13 protein-coding genes are annotated in these 18,179 nt (G+C 70.4%); 8 read left to right on the top strand and 5 right to left on the bottom strand.

The features are described 5' to 3' along the window. Positions 1 to 36 precede the first annotated feature (36 nt). The 5 genes from ACT1U9_RS31410 to ACT1U9_RS31390 are packed head-to-tail and all read left to right on the top strand — an operon-like array spanning position 37 to position 7,986. On the top strand, positions 37 to 1,908 hold the full coding sequence (locus ACT1U9_RS31410; RefSeq protein ID WP_444536009.1) for an acyl-CoA dehydrogenase: 1,872 nt from the start codon (positions 37 to 39) through the stop codon (positions 1,906 to 1,908). Between the two features lie 39 nt (positions 1,909 to 1,947). Further along, positions 1,948 to 2,238 (top strand): acyl carrier protein, encoded by a 291-nt coding sequence (locus ACT1U9_RS31405; protein WP_444536008.1) that lies wholly within the window; start codon positions 1,948 to 1,950, stop codon positions 2,236 to 2,238. Continuing rightward, positions 2,238 to 6,236, top strand: a complete 3,999-nt coding sequence (locus ACT1U9_RS31400) for a non-ribosomal peptide synthetase (protein WP_444536007.1) — start codon at positions 2,238 to 2,240, stop codon at positions 6,234 to 6,236. The genes ACT1U9_RS31405 and ACT1U9_RS31400 overlap by 1 nt, the downstream gene beginning before the upstream one ends. After that, the gene (locus ACT1U9_RS31395) at positions 6,223 to 6,675 is read left to right on the top strand and encodes an SRPBCC family protein (protein ID WP_444536006.1); all 453 of its coding nucleotides are present in this window, start codon (positions 6,223 to 6,225) and stop codon (positions 6,673 to 6,675) included. The genes ACT1U9_RS31400 and ACT1U9_RS31395 overlap by 14 nt, the downstream gene beginning before the upstream one ends. 12 nt (positions 6,676 to 6,687) lie before the next feature. After that, positions 6,688 to 7,986, top strand: coding sequence for a beta-ketoacyl-[acyl-carrier-protein] synthase family protein (locus ACT1U9_RS31390; RefSeq protein WP_444536005.1), 1,299 nt, complete (start codon positions 6,688 to 6,690; stop codon positions 7,984 to 7,986). Here the strand turns inward: ACT1U9_RS31390 and ACT1U9_RS31385 are convergent. Beyond that, positions 7,968 to 9,026, bottom strand: coding sequence for a family 2 encapsulin nanocompartment cargo protein terpene cyclase (locus ACT1U9_RS31385; RefSeq protein ID WP_444536004.1), 1,059 nt, complete (start codon positions 9,024 to 9,026; stop codon positions 7,968 to 7,970). The two genes, ACT1U9_RS31390 and ACT1U9_RS31385, sit on opposite strands and share 19 nt — an antisense overlap. 222 nt (positions 9,027 to 9,248) lie before the next feature. On the opposite strand from ACT1U9_RS31385, the gene ACT1U9_RS31380 reads away from it, so the two are divergent. The 3 genes from ACT1U9_RS31380 to ACT1U9_RS31370 all read left to right on the top strand — a co-directional run bounded on the left by ACT1U9_RS31380 (position 9,249) and on the right by ACT1U9_RS31370 (position 12,779). Next, positions 9,249 to 9,623, top strand: coding sequence for an effector-associated constant component EACC1 (locus ACT1U9_RS31380; protein ID WP_444536003.1), 375 nt, complete (start codon positions 9,249 to 9,251; stop codon positions 9,621 to 9,623). Then, positions 9,620 to 12,241 carry a caspase, EACC1-associated type gene (locus ACT1U9_RS31375; RefSeq protein ID WP_444536002.1) on the top strand — a complete coding sequence of 874 codons (2,622 nt, stop codon included), beginning with the start codon at positions 9,620 to 9,622 and terminating at the stop codon, positions 12,239 to 12,241. Before ACT1U9_RS31380 ends, ACT1U9_RS31375 begins: the two co-directional genes overlap by 4 nt. Positions 12,242 to 12,308: 67 nt before the next feature. Then, complete coding sequence (locus ACT1U9_RS31370) at positions 12,309 to 12,779, top strand: hypothetical protein (protein WP_444536001.1); 471 nt, start codon at positions 12,309 to 12,311, stop codon at positions 12,777 to 12,779. A gap of 15 nt (positions 12,780 to 12,794) precedes the next feature. On the opposite strand, the gene ACT1U9_RS31365 is transcribed toward ACT1U9_RS31370, so the two are convergent. The 4 genes from ACT1U9_RS31365 to ACT1U9_RS31350 form a co-directional block, all read right to left on the bottom strand. Then, complete coding sequence (locus tag ACT1U9_RS31365; RefSeq protein WP_444536000.1) at positions 12,795 to 14,399, bottom strand: carboxylesterase/lipase family protein; 1,605 nt, start codon at positions 14,397 to 14,399, stop codon at positions 12,795 to 12,797. Between the two features lie 82 nt (positions 14,400 to 14,481). After that, complete coding sequence (locus ACT1U9_RS31360; protein ID WP_444535999.1) at positions 14,482 to 16,506, bottom strand: histidine kinase; 2,025 nt, start codon at positions 16,504 to 16,506, stop codon at positions 14,482 to 14,484. Between the two features lie 13 nt (positions 16,507 to 16,519). Next, positions 16,520 to 17,167: a response regulator gene (locus ACT1U9_RS31355; RefSeq protein ID WP_444539302.1), complete on the bottom strand. Its 648-nt coding sequence runs from the start codon at positions 17,165 to 17,167 to the stop codon at positions 16,520 to 16,522. Between the two features lie 85 nt (positions 17,168 to 17,252). Further along, a complete protein-coding gene (locus ACT1U9_RS31350; protein WP_444535998.1) occupies positions 17,253 to 18,176 on the bottom strand; it encodes a VOC family protein in 924 nt (307 codons plus the stop codon). Positions 18,177 to 18,179 lie beyond the last annotated feature (3 nt).

Here is an 18,179-nt window from a genome sequence, read left to right as displayed (position 1 = left end):
GTACGCCCTATACATCGCATGTGATGGGAGTGACCAATGACGCGATTATCAACAGCAAGGCCCGTTCCGGATGTCGTATCCAGCGAGGCAGCACGGATATCCACCGATGCCACCTCCCTCGCGGAAAGCCTGGAGAAGTGGCTCGGCGACCCGGAGTTGGAGTCGAATTCCGTATCGTTCGCCCGCGCTCTGGAGCTCGATGAACGCGAGGAGTTGCCCGCTGAAGGCATCGACCGGGTGCGGTCTTTCGGATTCCACCGGTACTTCGTTCCCGAGCGGCTCGGTGGTCATCTCCGGACGGCCGAGGAGATCTTGATGCTCAACCGTGTGATCGCGCGCCGGGACATGAACGTCGCGGTGAGCGAGAGCACGCAGATATGGAATCTCCTCGCCTGGATCGGTGGTGACCAGGAACAGCAGGCGAGGCACGCGGCAACAGTGCTGCGTGGAGGGGTTGTTCCCTGTCTGGCGTACTCGGAGCCGGAACACGGTGCCGATCTTGCCGCCAACGAGTTCCGAGCGACGCCGCACGACGGTGAATACCTCCTGTCCGGTGAGAAGTGGCCGATCAACCGGGGCCGGACATCAACCCATGTGGTGCTGCTCGGTACCACCGGAAACGAAGACGTGCCGGCCAAACGCCGTCAGTCCCTTTTCCTCGTGGACAGGTCGCAGGTCACCTCCGGCACGGTGGGCCCGGTCCCCCGCGTTCCCACCTACGGCCTGCGCGGGTGCGACATCAGCGGGGTCGCCTTCGACGACGTACGGGTGGATCAGTCGGCCCGGCTGGGCGCCGAGGGCGAGGGACTCGAACTGGCCCTGCGGGGCCTGCTGATCACCCGGACCTTCTGCACCGCGCTGTCGCTCGGCACGGGCGACACCATGCTGCGTACGGTGAGCGGCTTCCTGTCCCGCAGGATGCTGTACGACGGCCCGGCGAGCGAGATCCCGTATGTGTCGGAATGCCTCGCCAACGCCTACCTCAGCGTGTTAGTCGCGGAGTGCGAGAGCCTCGTGGCGATGCGCGGACTGCATCTGTACGCCGAGGAGTTCAGCGTCTGGGGAAACCTGGCCAAGGTGCAGGTGGCCCGCCTGGTCGACTTCAACAGCAAGGCACTTGCCCGGACGTTGGGCGCCCGGTACTACATGCGGGCCGCCGAGCATGCGGGCATCTTCCAGAAGATGCTCCGCGACAACGCTGTCGTGTCGGTCTTCGACGGGAGCGAGCCGGTCTGCCTGGACAGCATCGCGCTCCAACTGCCCGCCATGACCAAGGCCCACCGCCGGCAGCGGGACGACGACTGGCGCACGTTGTACGACCTGCGGGCCGAACTGCCCACGTTCGACCCGGCCTTGGGGAGCGTGTTCGGACGCGGCAGGGACGCGGTGTTCGCCGGCCTCCCCGCACTGATCAGCCGCCTCGCCGGGCTGTCCCCCTCCCCCGACTGCGACGCGGACCGGCTCACCACCTTGCGAGCGCAGGCCGAGCAGCTGCGGCAGGAGGTGGAAGCGCTGTTCGAGCGAGTCTCCGAGGTACGGGAATGGCAGGCCGCCCAGGCCGCACACCCGTCGGCGTCCACCAAAACCACCTCACCACAACTGATGCGGCTGGCCGAGGAGTTCTGCGCCGTGCACGCCAAGGTGGCCGCACTCGGGATGTGGCTGTTCAACCGGGACCACCTCGGACGTTTCTTCGCCGACGGCGTCTGGCTGCAGGCCGCCCTGGCTCGCCCGCGGATCCACCAGTACGAAGTCGGGGACCTCGAACCGTCGACCGCCCGCAAGCTCATCGCCCGTATGAACTCCCAGCGCGCCGACAACGAGTTCTTCTCCATCCGGACGGTCCGCCAGGCCGCGCCAGGTGCACACGAGGCGGGCCCGGAGCCGGAATCCACCCACGTCCTCTGAACAGGTCCACCAGCCACACATCGAAAGGTCCAACCAGCAATGAGCAACAGGGACATGAAGCTCGACGACGTTCGGAACATGCTCGTCAAGGCGGTGGCGGCCGAGGCCGGGATATCGCCCGCCGATGTGGCGACCGACCGGCCCTTCACCGCGTACGGCCTCGACTCCATGGCGGCGCTCTCGGTCGGCATGGAGATCGAGGACTCCTGCGGCCTGTCCGACCTGCCTCCGGGCCTGCTGTGGGACTACCCGACGGTGGACTCCCTGGCCGAGGCGCTCTGGGAGTCAATGAACGCCGAGCTCGTCACGGCGACAACGGACGGTCAGTGATGACGACAGAGGCGACCGCTCCCGCCGATCGCCCGGCGATCCCGCTGCCGTTGGTCAACGCGCAACAGGCCGGACTCTGGTTCATTCACCAGGCGGACCCGGAGTGCTCCGCCTACCACCTCGTGTTCGCCGCCGAGGTCACCGCCGACGCGGAGTTGGGAGCCACCGTCCACGGGATCGTCGAGGATCTGGCACGCGAGCACGACGCGCTGCGGGTCTTCTTCCGTCCCGGCGAGGACGGGCCCACGCAGGGGGTCCAGGAGTCCGTACCGCTGGACGTCCGGCACATCGACGCGCGGAACCTGGCCCCCCGGGCACTGCGGGAGCGGATCAGGACGGACAGCCGTGCGCCGTTCGACCTGGCCCGGCCCCCGTTGTGGCGCGTCCACCTCTACCGCACCGCCGAGCGCACCTGGGTGTTCACGGTCGTGATGCACCACATCGCGTGCGACTTCTGGTCGCTCGGGCTCCTGCTCGGCGAGGTGCGCAGCCGCCTGGAGGGCACGCCCGACCGGTTCGCGCCGGACGGCAGCGCCTTCGCGGCCTACGCCGAACAGCAGCAGTCCTTCCTGGCGACCGGGAAGGCCAGGGCGCTGCTCGACAGCGAAGCCGTACGGCTGGCGGACCCGCCGTCCGGTCTGGACTTGTACGGGGATCGCCCCCGGCCTCCGGCGCCGACGCACGACGGCGGCTCGGTGCCCTTCGCGCTCTCGGCCGAAGCGACCGACGCGGTGCGGGAACTCGCTCGTGAGAGCTCGGCGACGCCGTACATGGTGCTGCTTGCCGCGTACTTCGTGCTGCTGAGCCGACTCAGCGGCCAGTCGGAGATCATGGTCGGCACCCCGACCTCCGGCCGTCTGCAACGGCAGTTCCGCGACGCCCTCGGCAACTTCGTCAACACCGTCGTCGTACGCGGTGAGGTCGACGAGGCGGTGACATACCGCGAGTTGCTCGCGTCCTGCCGGGGGCGGGTGCTGGAGGCGCTACGGGCGCAGGAGCTGCCGTTTCCCTGGCTGGTGCGGGAGCTGGCACCGCCTAGGGACCCGAGCCGCACTCCGCTGTACCAGGCCGGTTTCGCATGGGACCGGCTGCCGTTCCTCGACGAGTTGGACGAGTTCTTCCTGCTGGAACCGGGCCTGGGTGCCGAGTTGGACATCGCGGGTGCGACCGTGCGCCCGTATCCGGTGCCGCAGCAGGAGGGCCAGAGCGATCTGTGGATCGAGATGGGTGCCGAGCGGGACGGGGCCTTCGCGGGTGTCCTGCGCTACAACACCGACATCTTCGAGGCGGGCACGGGCCGCGAGCTGGCCGCGGCGTTCGTGAGCACGGTGGAGACGTTGGTCCGCACCCCGGACGAGCCGCTGCACAGCCTCGGCCGGGGCGACGAGCAGCAGTTGGCGCAGCTCGCGGATTGGGGCTCCGGCCCCGAGCGCGAACTGCCCACGGCCAGGCTCCCGGAACTGTGTCGCGACCAGGCCCTGCGTACTCCCGACGCGATTGCCGTTGTCGACGGCGACGAGGAGTGGAGCTACGGCCGACTGTGGTCCGAGATCGAGCAGATCGCGGCGGCCCTGCGGGCGGCGGGCATCAGCGCGGGCGACCGCGTAGCGGTGATGGCCGAGCGTGGCGCGCCGCTGGTGGCCGCCCTCCTCGGTGTCCTGGACGCCGGCGCCGCCTACGTACCGCTGGACCCCCATCTCCCCGCCGAGCGGCTGGCCTGTATGGCCGAGGACTCCCGGGCGCGGCTGCTGCTGAGCCAGGAGAGCCTGCGCGAGAGCTGGCTGTCCGGCGTTCCCGTGCTGCGGCTGGACAACCTGTCAGCGGGCGTCTCCGGTGCCGTCGACGAAAGTCTCGCGCACGATACGGCCGCTCCGGACCTGGCGTACATCCTCTACACCTCCGGCTCCACCGGACGGCCGAAGGGGGTGGCGATCGGCCATCGCGCCCTGGTGAACCTGCTGCTGGGGATGCGGGAGAACACCGGATTCTCGTCCTCCGACAGCCTGCTCGCCGTCACCACCATCTCGTTCGACATCGCCGGCCTGGAACTGTTCATGCCGCTGGTGGCCGGTGGCCGTGTCGTCGTGTGCGACAGCGAGACGGCTGCGGACGGCGCCCTTCTGGCGGCCCGTATCGAGGACTCCGGCGCGACGTGGATGCAGGCGACTCCCACCTCGTGGCGCATGCTCCGCGACGCCGGATGGAGCGGCAGCCCACGGCTCAATGTGTTGTGCGGCGGCGAGGAACTGCCGCTGGAGTTGGCCGAGTTCCTGGCCGCGCGGGTGGCGAGTCTGCGCAATGTGTACGGGCCCACCGAGACGACCATCTGGTCCACGGCGGGCATGGTGGATCCCTCGCGCGGCATCGACATCGGGGCGCCCCTCGCCAACACCCAGTTGTACGTACTGGACCCGCAGGGACGCGCCGTCGAGCCGGGTTTCCCCGGCGAGCTGTGGATCGGCGGCGACGGACTTGCCCATGCGTACTGGGACCGGGCGGAGCTGACAGCGGAACGGTTCGTCACCGGGTTGCCGGCCGCCGCGCGGCAGCGGCTGTACCGCACCGGCGACCGGGCGCGCTGGACCAGTGACGGCCGTCTGCTGCACCACGGCCGCCTGGACAACCAGGTGAAGCTGCGCGGTTACCGCATCGAGCTCGCCGAGGTCGAGGCCGTCCTCCAGGCGGTGCCGGGGGTATCGGCGGCCGTCGTCGTCGTGCGGGACGATCGGCTCGTCGGCTATCTCGTCGCGGAGCCCGGCTTCGAGCTGAAGGTGGCGCAGGTCAAGTCGGCGGCGGGGGTGTCGCTGCCGCAGTACATGGTGCCCTCCATCCTTGTCACGCTGGACGAACTGCCGTTGACGGCCAACAAGAAGATCGACCGCAATCGGCTGCCGACGCCCACCGTCACCTCGGACGCCGCTTTCGAGAAGCCGCGCGACGCCACCGAGATCACGCTGGCGCGGATGTGGACGGAGATCCTGGGGATCGCCGAGGTCGGCATCCACGACAACTTCTTCGACGTGGGCGGCCATTCACTGCTCGCCGTCCGGCTCAGCGCGGCCATCCGCGACACATGGGACGTGGACATTCCGATCTCGGTGATGCTGCGCCAGGGCACCATCGCCGAGCTGGCCACCCTCGTACGCCGGGGAGGCCAGGACAGCCCGCGCACTCCGCTCGTCACCTTGCGGGAGGGCGAGGAGGACCAGTGGCCGCTGTTCCTGTTCCACCCCTTCGGCGGCACGGTCTTCTGCTACGTCGAGCTGACGCGCCACCTTCCCCAGGGCAGGGCGGTCCAAGCGGTGGAGGCCCCCGGCATCGAGAGCGAGGGCGAGGCCGAGGTGAGCGTGGAGGAGATGGCCGCGCGCTACATCGCATACCTCAAGGAGATCCAGCCGACCGGCCCGTATCTGCTCGGCGGTTGGTGCTTCGGCGGTGTGATCGCGTACGAGGTGGCCGGACAACTGCGCGCCGCAGGCGAGGAGATCGAGCTCATCGCCGCCATCGACAGCCGCGCCCCGATCGAGGAGAACATCCCCGAGGCGCCGGACGACGCGACGATGCTCTCGTGGTTCGCGCGGGACCTCGCGGTGCCGTACGGAAAGACCCTCGACATTCCGGCGGAGGGACTGCGGGAACTCGGCGGGGACGCCGCCTTCGACCACATCCTCCAACAGGCCGCCGCCATCGGTGTCCTGGCCGAGGACGCGGACCGTGCACAGATCCTCCGCTACTTCGAGGCGTATCTCGCCAACGGCATCGCCCTGCAGACCTACCTCCCCGAGCCGAACGGCCTCGACCTGCTGCTCCTGCGCGCGGCTGACGAGGAGGCCGACTACGGCCCCAAGCTCGGCTGGGACACGCTGATCAAGGGATCGTTGCAGGTCATCGACGTCCCCGGGGACCACAACTCGGTCATGTATCCGCCGTACGCCGCCATCGCCGCCCGGGCGATCGCGCCACACATGGGAGGGCACACCAACGATGATCAAGGCTGAGTACGCATTCGACCTTCCGGTACCGCCCGAGGACGCCTTCGCCCGGCTGTCGGACCCCGTCCGGGATCCCGAGTGGCAGTCGGCGTGCGTCCACACCCGGCTGCTGAACGGGCAACCGCGACCGGGCTGCCAGTACGAGATCACCTTCCAACTGATCGGCAAGCGGATGTCGTTCACCGTCGAGATCGACGAGTTCGCGCCGGGGCGGCTCTCCAAGTTCCACACGCTGGAGGGGCCGTTCCACTACATCGGCACCTACGCGTACACCGAACACGCGGACGGAACCACCGGCGTGCACTGGACGTTCGAGGTGGAACCCGGCGACTACTTCGGCATCATGCCGAAGCCGCTGCTGCGCAAGGTGCTCGTCAACCAGGTGAAGAAGGACTCCGGCAAGCTCGCCGACCAGCTCACGCGGACGACGCAGCCGCCATCCTGAACAGGAGGAACCATGCCGGGGGAAACCCAGGACAAAGAGATCGCGACGAAGGCCGTCGTCACCGGCCTCGGTGAGACCACCGCGCTCGGCGGTGACGTCACCAGCACATGGGAGGCGATGCTGCGCGGTGCGAACGGAATCCGGCTGTTGGACGAGGAGCCATGGGCGAACGAACTGCCGCCCCAGATCGGCGGCCGCGTACGGGTCGAACCCGGCCCGGGACTTGAGCCCTTGCAACGTGTGCGTCTGAGCCGCACCGCGCAGCTCGCCGTGACCGCCGCGGCGGAGGCGTGGAGCGACGCGGGCCTCGACGGAGCCGAGCTCTCCCCGCAGCGGACGGCTGTGGTCGTCTCCAGCGCGGTGGCCGACATGGCCGCGCTCCTCGACGGCTGGGAGGCGCTGAAGTCCCGAGGCTGGAACCGGGTGCCGCCGCTGACCGCGCCCCTGTCCATGGGCAACGCGTCCGCGGCGGCCGTCAGCGTACTCGTGAACGCGCGCGGCGGTGCGCACGCCACGGTGAACGCCTGCTCGTCCGGGACGCAGGCACTGGCGATGGCGGTCGACCTGATCCGCCGAGGGACCGTGGACGTCGTGGTGGCGGGCGGCGCCGAGGCGCCCCTGCACCCGATGATCCTCTCGTCGTTCGCGGCGATGCGGGCGCTGTCACTGCGGGTGGACGATCCGGCATCAGCGTGCCGCCCGTACGACGTGGGGCGGGACGGCATGGTGCTCGGCGAAGGGGCGGGCATCCTCGTCCTGGAGTCCGAGCGGCACGCGCGGGATCGGGGCGCCCGGATCTACGCCGAGGTCGCCGGGGTGGGGATCTCCTCGGACGCGTATCACCTGGTGCAGCCGGAGCCGAACGGGACCGGGACCGCCATGGCCATCCGGGCCTCGCTCGCCGACGCCGGTCTGACCCCCGCAGACGTCACCCACCTCAACGCCAACGGTGTGGCGACCGCTGCCGGCGACACGGCCGAGGCACGCGGGATACGGGAGGTCTTCGGGGACGCCTCGCAGGGCCCGGCGGTCTCGGCGAACAAGTCGATGACCGGCCACAGCCTCGGCGCGGCCGGCGCCATCGAGTCGATCACCACGGTTCTCGCCCTCCACCACGGCATGGTGCCGCCGACCCGCAACTTCACCCGCCTCGATCAGGACCTCTCCATCAACGTGGTGCACGGCCGCCCGCTCAAACTGGAGGGCGAGCAGGTCGTCGCGGTGAAGACCTCGGCGGGATTCGGCGGCCACAACGTGGCCCTGACCTTCAGGGGAGTCCCGGCGGGGAGGTGTCAGCCGGAGTCCCGGTAACGGGGGCTGCGCCGATGCCACTCCCGGGCGCCCGCCATCCACGCCATGACGCCGGTCAGATACCGACGCAGCTCGGGCGGCCCCGTGACACTGAGCGCCGCCGCTTCCGCCTCGTACCGGAGCATGAGCTCGTCGTGGATCGCGGCAGTGCGGTCGACCGCCTCCTGAAGTGAGCAGTTCTCCTCGGCCGCGATGACGATCGGCAGGTTGAAGTCCTGGCCTGCCGTGCGGTCTTCCAGGGGGATCGAGTAGAGGTCGTTGACGAGGGTGCTCGCAAGTGCCGCTGCCTGTACGGCACTTCGGACGTACGAATCGGCATAGATCTCGGCCGCGACCTCGTAGCCGGTGACCGTGTCGACGCAGGAGAGGAACGGGAGGTAACTGTTGGCCTGCCGGTTTTGCAGGTACTCCCATACGGGAGGAATGCGGCCGGTGAGCCGCCAGGAACCTTCCTGACCGAAGGAGAGGAAGACGGAGAACAACGCATGGCATGAGCGGGCCAGTTGGGTGGGCGTGGCGAACCGGCCCATGTGCTCCACCGCGCCGCGCAGGGCGACCAGCAACGGGTCGCCGCGCGCGGTCTGTTCGAGCGCGGGTGCGTAGCGGAGAGGAAGGCGGATCTCCTCCACCAGCGCGGCGGCGATCGCGAGCCGCGAGCCGAGGAGTTCGGGCACGGCACCGAGGTCGGCGTCGTCACAGTAGAAGTCGTCCACGGCCCAGATGGTCGCCGCGCACTTGGCCGGTGCCAGGAGGCGTTCGGGGTCGTCGGTGTCCGGGTAGCCGAGCATGGCCATGAGCCCGAAGTCGGCCGCGCGGAGCCGGTCGAGGCACCCGGGGTAGATCCCGACCTGCTCCGCCCAGGCCAGCAGCCTCTCGTCGACCTCCTCGGCCAGGGCTGTGTCGATACGGACCGGCGGAGGGCAGCGGAGTTCGGGGATGGTGAAGCTGCCCGGGCCCACCGGCGCGGCTGCGCCGAGCGACGGCCGGATACGGCAGGCCGAGGTGCCGAGCCCGGTGGGTCCGGCCAGGAACGGGCGCATGACCGGAGGCACCCCCTCACACGACGAACAAGTCGCCATCAGTCAAGTTCGGTCGCACCGGACGGGCAACTCGGACTGGACCATCCGGCTGCCCGGCGTGGCGCGAAAGCGGCGTGGCCACACCCCCGCACGGGGGAAACCCTGCGAAGTCTCTCCACGCGCAAGGGAGAGGTGGAATCCTGGTCTCTCCGGTGCCGGTCACACGATCCACGGGGGAACCGCATGGCCGAGGTACGGATCACGGTAGGGAGCGCCGCCGGCGCCACGGCTCTGACCGGGTGGTTGCTCCGCGATCCATCGGTGGCTCGTTCGGGCGTCACGATCGGGACCGGGGGCTCCCCCACACCACCGCCTCCGGGGTCATCAGCGCCCCCGCCCGCCCCCATGGGTTCCCTGGACACGATCACCGCCGTCGCGGACAGCGCGGTGGGCGTCCTCGGGCTGCTGGTCACCACGGCCGCCTGGCGGCGCCCGCGTGGTGCGCCGACGCCCACCGTACGGATCACCGAGAGCGATGGCACCGTGCTGGAGGGGACAGCCGAGGACGTACTCCGGGTGCTCCAGGCCCGCAAGGAGCAGGAGCCGTCCGACACATGACGGCTCTGCTGTCCGACCCGGCGGGCTCCCGGGCGGTGCTGATCGGCATCCCCACGTATGCCGCAGACGGTCGGCTGGCGCAACTTCCCGCCGTGGAGCGGAACCTCACGGCGTTACGGGATGCCTTGTGCGACGAGACCGTGTGGGGGCTCGACCCCGCGAGCTGCCGGGTGCTCGGCAGCGAGGCCGACGGGGTCGAGGTGATGCGGGCCATCGACGCCGCCGTTCACGCGGCCACCGACACGCTGCTCGTCTACTACGCCGGGCACGGGCTGCTGCACCCCGACCGGCCTACCGAGTTGCATCTCGCGCTGCACGACTCCAACGACCACCAGATGTGGCGGGCACTGCCGTACGCGCACATCCGTGACGAGGTGCGTGCGGCACACCGTCGGCACGGCCTCAAGTGCGCCATGGTCCTCGACTGCTGTTTCAGCGGAGCCGCCGTCGAAGGAGGTATGAGTGCCCGCGAGACGCTGTTGAAGCAGGCCGCCGACATCGACGGTGTCTGTGTACTGACCTCCAGCGCGGCCACCGAAGTCGCGTACTCGCCAGCCGACGAAGAGCTGTCCGCCTTCACCGGAGCCCTGCTCGGGCTCCTGCGGACGGGCGTGCCCGACGCGGGGCCGGTGCTCGACTTCGGGACCGTGCACGCCCGGCTGCATCAGCTGCTGAGCACCCGCGAACACCCGCAGCACCCACAGATCGGGGCCCACAACTCGGGTGAGCGCATCGCCGTCTTCCACAACCCGGCGTACGACGACCCGAAACCGCAGGACCCGGGTCGCAGCACCGACGTGCCCGGACCGCTGCCCGCCACGCGGCTGTTCGGCCGGGACCGTGAGCTGCGGGAGTTGACCGCCGAGGCCCTGCGGGGGCCCGGCGTCCTCGTCATCCACGGGCCTCCCGGCGTGGGCAAGTCGGCGCTGGCGGCAGAGCTGTACAGGCGGCTCGGCGAGCATGCGAGTGCCGGCTTCCCACCCGTACTGCTCGACGATGTCACGGACGCCGCCGAGCTGACCCGGATCGACACGACCGACGCGACCGCGCGCGACGCGCTGATCGTGGTCACCAGCCGTGCCTCGCTCACCGATGCGATGCCGCAGATGCCGCACCACGTCCGCCGGTACGCACTCGCTCCGCTGGAGATGGCCGACGCGGTGGCGTTGCTCCAGGACATCAGCGGGCTCACCGGGCACGACGGCGAACTCGCCGAGATCGCCGAGCTGTTGAGCTGCTTCCCGCTCGCCCTGCTCCCGATCGCCGCCCGACTGCGCCGCACCCCGCCCGACCTGTTGCTGGACGCCATGCGGGAGTCGGACCGCCCGTTGCAGCATCTGCACTCCGACGACGATCGCGTGCGTATGGCCTTCACGGTGTCGTACGAGGCACTCAACGACCAGCAGAGAGAGGTGCTCCAGCACTGCGCAGGCCATCCCGGACCGGACTTCGACCGGCGCTCGGCGGCCGCGCTGTGCCATCTGCCGCCGGGCATCTGCGGATTGATGCTGGAAGAACTCGTCGACGTGGGACTCCTGCAACGCGCCAACGGCCGCTATGCCTTCCACGACCTCTACCGCAGCTATTCGCGCACCACTCCCGACGAGGAAGTCCTGCGGCGGACCTCGCTGTATCTGCACCTGCGCCGCTGTCTGGGTCCCGGACGCGACGACGGCGCACGCACCGCATGGCGGGCCTCCGCACTCGGAGAACTACGCGCGGCCGCACGAGCGGCGCGTGCGGACCGGTGGAACCTCGCGACCGAGCTGAGCTGCGACGTTGCCGACGCCCTGCATGAGGAGCAGCGGACCGAGGAGGCGAGGGAGGAGGCCGAGGCCGCCTTCCGGTACGCGACGGACAGGGGCGACGGCACGGGCATCGCCCGAGCCAAGGCGGCGCTGGCCCGCCTGGGCGCACAGCTCGGCCCCGTACAACCGGCAGATCATGCCCCCTCCGCCACGCGCGAGGACGTGGCCGCCGAACTCGTACGCGCGGCCGGGGCGGCACCCGGAGACGGGGCCGAGCGCGGTCGCCACCTCATGGCGCTGGCCGAGCGGGCGTTGGCCGCCGATCTGGTCGACGAGGCCATGCGGTTCCAGGCCGAGGCGCACTCCTGTGTGGAAGCGGCCGACGACGAGGAACTGCTGGCCGAGTGCCTCGTGATGGAGGCCGCGTTACGTATATACGCCGGGCAGCATCCGGACGCGGTGGAACCGGCCCAGACGGCGGCCCGGTTGCTGGACGACCGGGGCGATCAGGAGGGCGCGGCCCATGCGCACGCGACGGCGGCCGAAGCCCTCCGCAAGGCCGGAACCCTCACGACGGCCCGTCACCATGCCGCTCTGGCGCTCGAACGCTTCGAGGCGGTGGACGACCCGGCCGGACTCGGTTACGCGTACCGGCTGATCGCCAAGATCGAGTGGGCGCTGGGAGACCACGAGCACGCCCGCCTGCTCATGCACAAGGCGCACGAACTGCGACGTGACTCCGGCACGGAGGAAGGCCCGTCGACCCAGTCCATCGCTCATCCGTCGTCCCGAGCGATCCGAACCGGCCACCAGGAAAACCCTGTCTCGATGGAATCCATTTGCGCCGTGCCGAAGCCGCCGGGCGCGTAACCTGCTGCGCAGCGCATACGGCACGCCCGATGCGCATACGTCCCATGCTCGGAGCAGGAGTTCAGCCATGTCCTTATTCAGACCCATGTCCATATCCGGCCCCTCGCGCTCGCGGCGTGCGAGAACCGCTGTCGTCGGTGCTGTCCTCGCGGCCGCCCTCACGCTCGCGGGGTGTCAGGACGGCACCGACCCCAAGGCCTCGTCCCCTGCCGTGTCTTCCCCGGCTCCCGTATCTTCCTCGGCCGCCCCGGTCACAACCCCGGCCGACTCCCCCACACCTTCGCCGACCCCGAGCCGGACGAGCGCGAAGCCGCACACCCTCGCGCCCGCGCCGCCGAAATCGCATACCCCCATTGCCCCGGCCCCGAGCACGAAAGCCACCGGCTCCGGCGACTGCGAGATCGTGTCCAACGCGGGCAACTGCTACAACGCGGGCCAGTTCTGCCGCAAAGCCGATCTGGGCCGGTCCACCCATGCCGCGAACGGGCGCGAGATCTACTGCCGGATCGTGAGCGGCCGCCCGCACTGGCAGTACTGACAACTCTCGCCACCGTTACGCCGGCCCTTGCGAGGTCGGCGGCGGAAGGGTGGCCCAGAAGGCGCACTGATGGGCCGCGTCGAAGTCGGTCCGGAGGGTGATCGCGTCCGGGACCAGAGAAAGCGTCCGGTAGGGGTCAGCGGTGGTAGGAGTCCAAGTAGCAGGGTCAGGGGCCCCGTTGGCGGCGAAGCGCGACCACAGGGTGGTCATGGTCTGCGACAACCGGGTCTGCGCCGGGGTCAACTTCACGTCTCCAGCTGGCAGATAGCCGAACAGGTACGGAATCTCGGCGCCGTGGTAGGCACCCAGTGGGAAATCCGGGTGCATGTTGTACAGCATGGGCGCGGATCGGTCGGCGAACTCGTACGCGTAGACGCGGCCGGGTGTCGCGGTGGCCAAGTGCCGGGCAGCCTCACGGGTGGGGCAGGCCACGAGGTAGTCGCCGAACGCGGCCGCGAACGCGAGGCGGTAGTCGTTGCCGTACCGCGAGGCCGGATACCGTGCGGCGACCTTCGGGCCGTCCTCCTTGAAGAGGTCGGAGAGTACGAGGGGGTAGGTGAGTGCGTTGAGGCGCACCCCGGCGGACTCGACGATGAGGGTGCCGATGGTGCCCTCGTCGAGCCCGTTGCCGATCAGCGTCGGCACCTTGGCGTACTCCCCCGCCGCGATGGCCTGCCCGGGCGGTACGGGCAGGACCGGCGTGCCGGACACCGGCCACCAGGGGGCCGCGCCGCTGGTGGGCACCTTCAGCAGCTGGGCGGCCGACTTGGCCCGCAGGCACGCGACGATCGAGGGCGCGCTGCCCAGGCAGCCCGCGCCGGTGGCGAAGGACCGGCCCGTGGCGGCGGCCTCTGCGGCCGGACGGGATGCCACGCCGCATGGGGCGCTCTGGATGACGGCACGCGCGAACAGGCCGCGCGAACCGGGTGCGGCCAAGTGCCCGCAGACGCTCAGACCGCCCGACGACTGCCCGGCCGCCGTCACGTTGGCGGGGTCTCCGCCGAAGGCCGCCGCGTTCGCCCGGGTCCAACGCAGCACGGCCTGCTGGTCCATGAGGCCGTAGTCGCCGGATCCGGTGTCCGGGGCCTCGGCGGTCAGCCCCGGATGGGCCAGGAATCCGAACGCGCCGAGCCGGTAGTTGGCGGTGACCACGACCATGTCGCCGGTGCGGGCAAGCCGGGACGCGTCGTAGTGGGCGCCGGTCCCGGAGACGAACGAGCCGCCGTGGAACCACACCAGGACGGGTTTGCCGCCACCGCCGCCCGGCGGGGTGAAGACGTTCAGGTAGAGGCAGTCCTCATTGGTGACCTCCGGGTTGCCGAGCACCGGCCGGGCCTGCTGGGCGCACGCACCGGCGAAGTGGCCGGCGTCCCGCACCCCGGACCACGCGGCGACGGGCTGGGGCGGTCGCCAGCGCCGCTCCCCCACCGGCGGCGCGGCGAAAGGCACACCGAGGAAGGCGCGGCCCCCGTTGGTGACGACTCCGCGTACTGCTCCCGAGTCAGTGGTGACCACCGCCGGGTCGCCCGGTGCCACCTGATGCGCGACCGCGACGGCAGGGGTGAGGAGCCCGAAGAGTCCGAGGAGAGCGGGGACGAACAGGCTGCGTGTAAAGGCCATGAGGAGTCTCTACCCGTGGCCGGGCGGGTTGCTTTCGCCCGGAAGGGGGCACACACGACCGATCGTGCACCCTCACCCATGGTCATCCCGGGAAAGGACCCGCCACCGGCGGGAACGACGCCCTGACGATCATGCCGCCGTTCTCACCCCGGGCCAGGGTGAACTCCCCGCCCAGCTCGTTCGCCCGCTCCCGCATCGACCGGATGCCCACACCGTCGCCCGTACGGTGTTCCACGATCCCGTACCCGTCGTCGCTGACCTCGATCGTCACCTCGTCCGGCACCACCCGCACGCTCAGCACGGCCGCAGTCGCCCTGGAGTGCCGTACGACGTTGTTCAGCGCCTCGCCCCCGATGAGGTAGACGGCCACTTCCACGGCGGCCGGGAGCCCCGGCAGCGGGTCGGGCGCGAAGCGCACGTCCACCGGGAGCCGTTGCCCGAACCGGTCCGCGAGCTGCCGCAACGCGCCGCACAGCCCGTTGCGGTCCAGGGCGGCCGGTGCGAGGCCGGCGGAAATGCGACGCAGCTCCGCGATCGCCTGCCCGATGCCCTCGGAGGCGGTCTCCAGCGGCCGGGCGGCCTTGGAGTCGTCCGGTACGGCGTAGCGCGCGGTGTCGATCTGGAGCCGGGCGCCGGACAGGGCGGGGCCCAGACTGTCGTGCAGGTCGTGCCGCAGGGTGCGGCGCGCCTGCTCCCGGGTCACCACCATGCGTTCGCGAGCCGCCCGTAGGTCTTCGTAGAGGCGTACGGAGGCGAGCGCGGGGGACGCCTGGTCGGCGAGGAACCGCAGGACCTCCATGTCCTGGCGGTCCAGGGCCCGTTGACCCGCCCTCGGAGCGACATGCAGATGGCCGACGACATTGCCTTCGTACGTCAGGGGGAATCCATACAAGTCGGACACCGGTTCCCCGGCGGCGGCCAGGGTGCGCGGGCCGCTGCGGGTGTCGATCACCACTTTGGCGCCGGGCAGGTTGAGGGTGGTCACGACGGTGTCGCACAGCAGACGTGGGGCCTGTGCGGGTGGGGCGGACTGGCTGAGCCGCTGCGAGAGTGCCCGGACCACGTGGTACGGGCGGGCGCGGTCGCCGTAGTAGATGCGGTCCACCACCCGTACGGCCAGACGTGCGCAGGGATACAGCAGGGCCCCGGAGGCCAGACCCACGGCGCCCGACACGAGGGCCTGCCTGCTCAAGCCCCCGGGGAGGGCGCGCAGGACCAGCAGGGAGACGACGGTGTAGACGGCGATCAGGGCGGCGGTGAGCAGGAGGGAGGCGAGCATCTTGCGGGTGGCGCGGTCCAGTTGGCCGGAGCGGTCGCGGCTGATGCCGTAGATCGCGCAGAACGGCCAGAGGAACGCCACCGCGTACGCGTAGGTCCACAGGGCTCCGGTGGGCGGGGCGAGGCGGCCGACGTAGAGGAAGACGAGCCAGATCACATACGGCAGGACGGGAATGATCTGGCGCCGGTCGGGGGTGCGCCACCAGCGCACCGCCATGACGGTGAGGCCGATCAGCAGAAGAACCGTGATGATCTGGAGGACGGGGAGGTGGGAGACGAACGCCGTCCTCACGCGCCCCCACGCGCCGCCGCTCAGCGGGTCGGGAAGGCTGTAGCTGCGCGCGGGGTCGGTATACGCGGGCACCAGACTCCACACGGCGACGAGGACGAGGTAGGGCCGCCAGATCCAGTGCCGGGGAAGTCGCCCACTTGGCAGGTACAGCGGCAGCACGTAGAAGGTGAAGGCCGCCAGTGCGTAGGAGAGCCGCGAGACGAGGGCCAGGGCGATGTCGACGCCGTACGGAGGGGGGCCGGTGGTGGCCGCGAGGAGAAGGACGGCCTCCGAGAAGACGTTGGCCGTCCCCGTCACGACAAGCAGCGGGCCCAGGACGCTGCGGGGGCGGTGGGCCGTCATGAAAGCGCCCAGCAGCACGACTCCGGTGGCGGCCACAGCCGGGACACCGCCTGGAATGATGTACGGGATGAGCTTCGCGTCGTCGAGGTGGGCGAGGGCGAGGACGGCCCAGGTCACGGCGGAGGCGAGGGTCAGCCCGTACGCGGCGAAGGCCAGGGCGGAGCGCCCGCCCCTCACAGCTGACGCCTCGTCCATCACGGCGCCTCCTTCAGTCCTCGTCCCCCAGGCCCGCGTCCCGCGCCCTGGCCACGGCCTCGGCGCGGGTGGTCACCTGGAGCTTGTCGAAGATGTGCGTGACGTGGTTGCGGACCGTCTTCTCGGACAGCACTAGCTCCCGGGCGATGCGCCGGTTGTCGAGGCCCCGGGCGATGAGGTCCAGCACCTCCGCCTCGCGCGCGGTGAGCGCCGGGAACAGCTGCTCGGCGTCGTGGCGTCGACCCTCGACCAGCAGTGAGGTGAGACGGGACGCGGTCTGCGGGCCGAACACCGCGCCGCCTGCGGCCACCGTACGGACCGCGTGCAGCACCTCCCCCGCACCCGCGCCCTTGACCAGATAGCCACGGGCACCGGCCTGGAGCGCGGCCAGCAGGCTCCCGTCGTCGTCCGACATGGTCAGCATCAGCACCGGCAGCCCGGGATACAGCCCCACCAGCTGCCGGGTGACGTCGATACCCGAGGCGTCGGGAAGCGACAGGTCCATGACGACGACGTCCGGTTGCCGGCGCGCCACGGCCTCCAGCGCATCGGCGCCGGTGGCGGCCTCGGAGACGACGTCGGCACCGCCGGTGCTCTCCAACGCGGCCTTCAGACCGCTGCGGAACAACGGATGGTCGTCGACGATCAGGACACTGGGCATGGTGTCGTCCTCGTCTTGTCTCACAGCCCGACGTTAGATCCTGTCCGGGGCGATCTCTCGTTTTGTTGCTCGCCCCGGACGAGGCTCAGGCCGTGTGGGTGCCGGTCATCAGCGCGGCCATGTCCTCCGGCGAGATCCATGACGGCGGGGGCGGCTGGCCCCAGCTGAAGAAGCTCTCGTTGACGTCGAAGACCTCCGGGTCCCACAGCTGGTCGTCGACGATGCAGTCCATGTCGGAGTAGTACTCCGTGAAGTTGCCCGCCGGGTCCTTGAGGTACCAGAAGAAGTTGGACCCGATGTGGTGGCGGCCGAAGCCCCAGATGTGGCGCTCGGGGTGGCCCTCCAGCATGGCCATGGCGCCGCGCCCGATGTCGTCCACGTCGTCGACCTGCCACGACGTGTGGTGCAGGAAGGGCACGGGTGCCTTCAGGACCAGGAGGTTGTGGTGGTCGGTGGTGCAGCGCAGGAAGGACCCCGCGTCGCCCAGCGAGTCGCTGACCTTGAAGCCGAGGCCGTCGCCGAAGAACGCGGCCGTCGTGCGGGGGTCGGGGGTGCCCAGCACCGCGTGCCCCAGCTTGCTGGGCCGCACCCGGTCGGGGCGCAGGATGCCCGGCGCTCGGCCGGCGGTGCGTTCGAAGCGCCCCGGTCCGTTGTACGGGGTGGGAGGCGTCGGCTGCGGGGTGGGGCGCGGCTCCACCTGGAGCACGGCCCGGGCCCCGGTGACGGGGTCGGCCGCTATCAGACTCGGCCCCTCCCCCCGGGCGGCGGCGATGCCCATCCGCCGCAGCCGGGCGAAGGCGGAATCCAGGTCGTCGGTGTCGTCGACACCGACGCGCATCTCGATCAGCCGTCGGGTGGGCGCCCGCACGATGCGCAGCTGGCGGCCGCCGTCGCGGGTGGAGAACCAGCCGTCGTCGTGCGAGCGCAGGCCGAGTTCGGTGTAGTACGGGGCTGTCGCGGCGGGGGCGGGGACCCCGATGGTGACTGAGGACAGACGGTGGAGTGACATGGT

This window comes from Streptomyces sp. BR1 (assembly GCF_052373795.1).
Taxonomy (GTDB): domain Bacteria; phylum Actinomycetota; class Actinomycetes; order Streptomycetales; family Streptomycetaceae; genus Streptomyces.
This window is presented reverse-complemented; position numbering and strand designations above follow the sequence as displayed.

Coding starts and splice junctions, on each gene's coding strand:
- ACT1U9_RS31410 (WP_444536009.1), top strand. CDS start 37: ATGACGCGATTATCAACAGCAAGGCCCGTTCCGGATGTCGTATCCAGC.
- ACT1U9_RS31405 (WP_444536008.1), top strand. CDS start 1,948: ATGAGCAACAGGGACATGAAGCTCGACGACGTTCGGAACATGCTCGTC.
- ACT1U9_RS31400 (WP_444536007.1), top strand. CDS start 2,238: ATGACGACAGAGGCGACCGCTCCCGCCGATCGCCCGGCGATCCCGCTG.
- ACT1U9_RS31395 (WP_444536006.1), top strand. CDS start 6,223: ATGATCAAGGCTGAGTACGCATTCGACCTTCCGGTACCGCCCGAGGAC.
- ACT1U9_RS31390 (WP_444536005.1), top strand. CDS start 6,688: ATGCCGGGGGAAACCCAGGACAAAGAGATCGCGACGAAGGCCGTCGTC.
- ACT1U9_RS31385 (WP_444536004.1), bottom strand. CDS start 9,026: ATGCGCCCGTTCCTGGCCGGACCCACCGGGCTCGGCACCTCGGCCTGC.
- ACT1U9_RS31380 (WP_444536003.1), top strand. CDS start 9,249: ATGGCCGAGGTACGGATCACGGTAGGGAGCGCCGCCGGCGCCACGGCT.
- ACT1U9_RS31375 (WP_444536002.1), top strand. CDS start 9,620: ATGACGGCTCTGCTGTCCGACCCGGCGGGCTCCCGGGCGGTGCTGATC.
- ACT1U9_RS31370 (WP_444536001.1), top strand. CDS start 12,309: ATGTCCTTATTCAGACCCATGTCCATATCCGGCCCCTCGCGCTCGCGG.
- ACT1U9_RS31365 (WP_444536000.1), bottom strand. CDS start 14,399: ATGGCCTTTACACGCAGCCTGTTCGTCCCCGCTCTCCTCGGACTCTTC.
- ACT1U9_RS31360 (WP_444535999.1), bottom strand. CDS start 16,506: ATGGACGAGGCGTCAGCTGTGAGGGGCGGGCGCTCCGCCCTGGCCTTC.
- ACT1U9_RS31355 (WP_444539302.1), bottom strand. CDS start 17,167: ATGCCCAGTGTCCTGATCGTCGACGACCATCCGTTGTTCCGCAGCGGT.
- ACT1U9_RS31350 (WP_444535998.1), bottom strand. CDS start 18,176: ATGTCACTCCACCGTCTGTCCTCAGTCACCATCGGGGTCCCCGCCCCC.